Origin of the sequence: Actinoplanes sp. NPDC048791 (assembly GCF_040650095.1) — a bacterium.
In the GTDB taxonomy this organism is placed as follows: domain Bacteria; phylum Actinomycetota; class Actinomycetes; order Mycobacteriales; family Micromonosporaceae; genus Actinoplanes.
This window is the reverse complement of sequence record NZ_JBEZGQ010000571.1, coordinates 1-5,517: the sequence shown is the minus strand read 5'-3', so window position 1 is coordinate 5,517 and position 5,517 is coordinate 1. Positions and strand designations below refer to the sequence as shown.

Here is a 5,517-nt window from a genome sequence, read left to right as displayed (position 1 = left end):
CGCACCGCACGGTCGTGCGGCACCGCCTGGTCGCGCCGGCCCGGGCCGTCCGGATGCGCTGGCCGACACCGCGGATCGACGACCTGGGCGCCCTGGCCGATTTCCTGTCCCTCGACGGCGACATGATGGACTGGTTCGCCGACCGGCGGGAGATCAACCGGTACGCCCGCGACGAACGGCTGCGCCACTACCGCTACACCTGGCTGCCGCACCGGCTGATCGAGGCGCCCAAGCCGATGCTGCGCGACCTGCAACGGCGGCTGCTCGCCGAGGTCCTCGCCGGGATACCGGTGCACGAGCGGGTCCACGGCTTCGTGCCCGGGCGCGGCGTGCACACCTTCGCGGCCTCGCACGCCGGGCAGGAGGTGCTGGTCAGCCTGGATCTGCGGGCGTTCTTCTCCAGCATCACGGCCGCCCGGGTGTACGCGGTGTTCCGCCAGGCCGGCTATCCCGAACCGGTGGCGCACACGCTGACCGCGCTGACCACCACCCGTACGCCGGCACCCGTGCTGCGCGGCGCTCCGGACGCGACGCGGGCGGCGTTGCTGCGCCGGCCACACCTGCCGCAGGGCGCGCCGACCTCCCCGGCGCTGGCCAACCTGTGCGCGTTCCGGCTGGACCGGCGGCTGACCGGCCTGGCCGACCGCTTCGGCGTGCACTACTCCCGCTACGCGGACGACCTGGCCTTCTCCGGCTCGCTGGGCGACCGCCGGGTCCGCGACCTGATCGCGTACGTGCGCACCGTCGTCGCCGAGGAGGGGTTCCGGACGCATCCGGACAAGACCCGGGTACGCCGGCAGGGCGATCGTCAGCTGCTCGCCGGCCTGGTGGTCAACACACGACCGGCCGTGGCCCGGGAGGACTACGACCAGCTGCGGGCAATTCTGCACAACGCCGGCCGGCACGGGCTGGCCGCCGCCAACCGGGAGGGGCATCCGGATTTCGCCGCCCACCTCGCCGGCCGCGTCGCCTGGATGGCCCACCGCCACCCCGCCCGCGCCGCGAAGCTGCACGACCTGCTCCGGGCGGCGATGGCCGCTCCCGCTGCACCGCCCGCGCCGGTAAGCTGACGGCGACCCCGGGAGAGTGAGTGAAGCGGCCTACGATCGCCGATGTCGCGCGGCACGCCGGCGTCTCGAAAGGCGCGGTGTCGTACGCGCTCAACGGCCAGCCAGGAGTCTCGGACAGCACCCGCGAGCGCATCCTCGCCGTCGCCCGGGACATCGGATTCAGCCCCAGCAACGCGGCCCGGGCGCTGTCCCGGGCGAGCGCGAACGCCGTCGGCCTGGCCCCGTGCCGGCCGGCCAAGATCCTCGGCGTCGAGCCCTGGTTCATGGGCCTGATCAGCGGCTTCGAGCAGGAGCTGGCGGCCCGCTCCTACGCGCTGACCCTGCAGGTGGTCTCCACCCCCGAGGAGGAGGTCGAGGTCTACCGGCGCTGGTGGGGTGAGCGGCGCATCGACGGCGTGATCCTCACCGACCTGCGCGAGGACGACATCCGCATCCCCGTCCTGCAGGAGCTCGAGCTGCCGGCCGTGATGCTGGGCGGCCCGGCCGACACCGGCACGATCCCACAGCTGTGGTCCGACGACACCGGCTCGATGACCGAGGCCGTGCGCTACCTCGCCGCGCTGGGGCACCGCCGGATCGCCCGGGTTAGCGGGCTCACCAGCCTGCTGCACACCCACGAGCGGACCCGCGCGTTCGTCGAGGCATGCGCCGCTCTGGGCCTGCAGGACGCGGTCACCGCGCAGGCCGACTACACCGGCGAGGAGGGCGGCCGGGCCACCCGGCGCCTGCTGATCCGCGCCGACCGGCCCACCGCGATCATCTACGACAACGACGTGATGGCGGTGGCCGGCCTGGCCGCGGCCCAGGAGATGGGCCTGTCCGTGCCCGCCGACCTGTCCATCGTGGCCTGGGACGACTCGCTGCTGTGCAGCCTGGTGCACCCGGCGCTGACCACCCTGAGCCGGGACATCCCCGGGTACGGCGCCCAGGCGGCCCGGCAACTGCTCAAGGTGATCGACGGCCAGAAGGTCGACAGCGCCGAGGGCAGCGCGGCCCACCTGACCACGCGCGGCAGCACGGCCCCGCCACGCTGACCGCGCACCCGGTTGGTTCGCCGTCCTGGGGGCAAGATGATCCCGAACAGGCCGGCGAGAGGAATGACATGACCCGGATCGCGGTGACCGGTGGCAGCGGCAAGCTGGGACGGGCGGTGCTGGCCGACCTGGCCGCGCACGGCAACGAGGTGGTCAACCTCGACGTCGCGGCCCCGCGCCCGGCCCTGAAGATCGACCTGACCGACTACGGGCAGACCGTCGAGGCGCTGACCGCCATCGACGACCGCTACGACAAGATCGACGCGGTGGTGCACCTGGCGGCGATCCCGGCGCCCGGCCTCATCCCGAACGCGGCGACGTTCCAGAACAACATCACGGCCACGTACAACGTCTTCTCGGCGGCGCGGCTGGCCGGGATCACCAACGTGGTGTGGGCGTCCAGCGAGACCGTGCTCGGGTTGCCGTTCACCACGCCGCCGCCGTACATCCCGGTCGACGAGGACTATCCGGCCCGCCCGGAGTCGACGTACTCGCTGGTCAAGCACCTCGAGGAGACGATGGCCGCGCAGTTCTGCCGGTGGAACCCCGAGCTGAAGATGATCGGGCTGCGCTTCTCCAACGTGATGGACCCGGAGGACTACGCGGAATTCCCGTCGTTCGACGCCGACCCGCGCAGCCGCAGCTGGAACCTGTGGGGCTACATCGACGCCCGCGACGGGGCGCAGGCGGTGCGCAAGGCGCTGGCGTACGGGACGCCCGGCGTGGAGGTCTTCGTCATCGCCAACGCCGACACCGTGATGAGCCGGTCGAGTGCTTCGCTGGCGGCGGAGGTCTTTCCCGGCGTACCGGTGAAAAAAGAGCTCGGGGAGCACGAGACGCTGCTCTCGATCGACAAGGCCCGCCGGGTCCTGGGCTACGAGCCCGAGCACAGCTGGCGCGACGAGGTGTCGTGAGGGCCGGTCCTCACGGCCCGGTGAGCCGGGCGGCCGCGATCGGCCGCATCCGGTAGCCCAGCTTCTCGTAGGTCCGGATCGCCGAGAAGTTGTCGCCGTCGACCAGCAGCGCCACCCGGCTGCGGCCCTTGATCAGCTCGTCGGTGACAAAGGCGCAGAGTGTCGTGCCGAGACCCTGCCCGCGGGTCCCGGCCCGGGTCGCCACCCCGGCGACAAAACCGATCTCCGGTACGGACCAGGCGTCGGCTGCGACAGCCTGTAGTTGCCCGGTGGCGTCGCGCAACCCGGCCCAGCGCTGCACCCCGGAGTCGCCGGGCTTGGCCCACGAACCGGGGTGCTCGGCCTCCAGCAGCGCCGTGACCTCGGGGATCTCAGCATCGGTGAGCCAGCGTGGCTCGCCGGCGACGCGGACCGGCGCGGGCGCCGGCGTGGTCGTGTCCATCCAGCCGAAGCGGGCCACCAGTCGCAGGCCGTCGACCCGTTCGGTGAGGGCGTCGATCAGCGCCGCGTCCGCGACCGGGTTGAAGCCGGTGACCTGCGCTCGGATGCGCCGCACCAGCTCGGCGGCGTCATCGGGGCTGCCACGCAGCGCCAGCCGGTCGCGGCGGGAGACGTCCCGGCAGGCGACGGCGGCGGCGTCACCGAGAGCCCAGGCGCGGGCACCGGTACGCATGTCCTGAGCCGTCCACAGCAGCAGCGGGTCGTCGTCGGCGGAGATTCGGTCCAGAGCGATCATCACCGGCAATGATGCCCGGTCCGCCGCCCTTGACGCCTGCTGGCATCGTCACCGGCATGATCAGGGTCTGGTTCCGGCGCGGCGTCGTGGCGGGTGCGCTCAGTGTGGCGGCAGCGGTCCTCACCATGGCGGCCGGCGACCTTTTTGTACGCGCTGAGGCCCGCGGCCATGTCTACACCGTGGCAGCAGTCCCCGCGGCCCCGGTGGCGCTGGTGCTGGGCGCCCAGGTGTATGCCGACGGCAACCCCTCGCCGTTCCTGGCCGCGCGGCTGGAGATCGCCCGGCAACTGCTCGCCGCCGGGAAGGTGCGCGCGATCCTGGTCTCCGGCGACCACATGGACTGGGGTTACAACGAACCCGGGGCGATGTTCCAGTGGCTGGTCGACCGGGGTGTGCCGAGCCAGCGGATCGTGCTGGACCACGCGGGCTTCGACACGTACGACTCGTGCGCCCGGGCCCGCCAGGTGTTCGGGGTCAGCCAGGCCGTCGTGGTGACCCAGAGCTACCACATCGACCGCGCGGTGGCCCTGTGCCGCCGGCTGGGCGTCGACGCGACCGGGGTGGGCGACGACACCGTGCGGATCTACCGCGAGCCGTGGCGCAACAGTGTGGTCCGCGAGCGCGGTGCGGTGGTCAAGGCGCTCGCCGACGTGGTCTCCGGCCGTGATCCGGTCTTTCTCGGCCCGCGGGAACCGGGCGTCGAGGCGGCCCTGGACAGCTACTGAGTGGCGCGGGTGTGGGATCTTCTGCTCATGCCGTCACGCCTGCCCAGACTGCTCGCCGCCACCGGCCTCGCCGTCTGCATGCTCGCCCTCGCCACCGCCTGCTCCGGGCAGTCGGCCGGGGACAAGTCAGCCGCCCCGCCGGCCGCCGTACCCGGATCCACCGCGAAGTTCGGTGACGGCCCGGCGCCGGACGCGACCGTCACCCCCGTCGCGACGGCGACCTCGACGAAGCCGGCGGTCCTGCTGGCCGACGGCCGCTGGCCCGGCTTCATCGCCAAGGTGGCCGGCGAGACCGTGTCCATGGACCTCGTGGAGTTCCTGACCGGGGACGCCGCCGCCGCGGCGTGGCAGAAGAAGTACCCCGACTCCGAGCAGGACTCGCCGGACAACGACTACTTCATCATCAACGACAACAAGAAACTCCGGACGCTCCCGCTGTCCCAGACCATCAAGGTCGAGGTCGTCGGGGCGACCGGCCCGGGGACCGAGGAGACCATCGCCGTGTCGGAGGTGGAGCAGCACTTCGGCAACCTGCTCAAGGGCACCCTGTTCTGGTTCACGGTCAAGCAGGGCGAGGTGACGAAGATCGAGCAGCAGTTCCTGCCCTGACCGCGCGCCGGGGGTGCGGTTATCCGCACCCCTGAACGGGAGCCAGCCCCGATGTCCGGCGCACTCCCGGCGGCCAGGCTGGACGGCATGGAATCGGTCTTGGAACTGAGGGACGTCGCCCGGACCTTCCCGCGCGGCATCGTGGCCCTGCGGCAGGTGAGCCTCTCTGTCGGCGCCGGTGAGTTCGTCGCCGTCATGGGCGCGACCGGGTCGGGAAAGAGCACGCTGCTGCACTGCGCCGCCGGGCTCGACCGGCCCACCGCGGGCTCGGTCCGGCTGGCCGGCCGCGAGATCAGCCGGCTGCGGGAGCGGCCCCTCACCCGCTGGCGGCGCGACCGGGTCGGCTTCGTCTTCCAGTCCTACAACCTGCTGTCGGAGCTCACCGTCCGGCAAAATCTGGCCCTGCCCGGCCGGCTCGGCGGTCCGCGC

At 72.4% G+C, this 5,517-nt stretch carries 7 protein-coding genes; 6 read left to right on the top strand and 1 reads right to left on the bottom strand.

Features of this window, described 5'->3' with window-relative positions; translation table 11 throughout:
- The 3 genes from AB0C29_RS31325 to AB0C29_RS31315 all read left to right on the top strand — a co-directional run.
- The coding region (locus tag AB0C29_RS31325) for a reverse transcriptase family protein (protein WP_360827715.1) at positions 1-1,070 on the top strand (1,070 nt) is incomplete at its 5' end.
- A gap of 20 nt (positions 1,071-1,090) precedes the next feature.
- Complete coding sequence (locus AB0C29_RS31320) at positions 1,091-2,104, top strand: LacI family DNA-binding transcriptional regulator (RefSeq protein WP_360827712.1); 1,014 nt, start codon at positions 1,091-1,093, stop codon at positions 2,102-2,104.
- Between the two features lie 68 nt (positions 2,105-2,172).
- Complete coding sequence (locus AB0C29_RS31315; protein WP_360827708.1) at positions 2,173-3,018, top strand: NAD(P)-dependent oxidoreductase; 846 nt, start codon at positions 2,173-2,175, stop codon at positions 3,016-3,018.
- A 10-nt stretch (positions 3,019-3,028) separates the two neighbouring features.
- Here AB0C29_RS31315 and AB0C29_RS31310 read toward each other — a convergent pair whose 3' ends face one another.
- Entirely contained in the window at positions 3,029-3,754 is a 726-nt protein-coding gene (locus AB0C29_RS31310) for a GNAT family N-acetyltransferase (protein WP_360827704.1), read from the bottom strand.
- Between the two features lie 56 nt (positions 3,755-3,810).
- On the opposite strand from AB0C29_RS31310, the gene AB0C29_RS31305 reads away from it, so the two are divergent.
- From AB0C29_RS31305 to AB0C29_RS31295, 3 genes are all read left to right on the top strand, one after another.
- Positions 3,811-4,479 (top strand): ElyC/SanA/YdcF family protein, encoded by a 669-nt coding sequence (locus tag AB0C29_RS31305; protein WP_360827701.1) that lies wholly within the window; start codon positions 3,811-3,813, stop codon positions 4,477-4,479.
- Positions 4,480-4,506: 27 nt separating this feature from the next.
- Positions 4,507-5,088, top strand: a complete 582-nt coding sequence (locus tag AB0C29_RS31300; protein WP_360827698.1) for a hypothetical protein — start codon at positions 4,507-4,509, stop codon at positions 5,086-5,088.
- A gap of 87 nt (positions 5,089-5,175) precedes the next feature.
- A partial coding sequence (locus AB0C29_RS31295; protein WP_360827695.1) for an ATP-binding cassette domain-containing protein occupies positions 5,176-5,517 on the top strand: 342 nt, incomplete at its 3' end.

Excerpts from the sequence above, each read along its gene's own strand:
- AB0C29_RS31315 (WP_360827708.1), top strand. The coding sequence starts at position 2,173 with ATGACCCGGATCGCGGTGACCGGTGGCAGCGGCAAGCTGGGACGGGCG.
- AB0C29_RS31310 (WP_360827704.1), bottom strand. The coding sequence starts at position 3,754 with ATGATCGCTCTGGACCGAATCTCCGCCGACGACGACCCGCTGCTGCTG.
- AB0C29_RS31305 (WP_360827701.1), top strand. The coding sequence starts at position 3,811 with ATGATCAGGGTCTGGTTCCGGCGCGGCGTCGTGGCGGGTGCGCTCAGT.
- AB0C29_RS31300 (WP_360827698.1), top strand. The coding sequence starts at position 4,507 with ATGCCGTCACGCCTGCCCAGACTGCTCGCCGCCACCGGCCTCGCCGTC.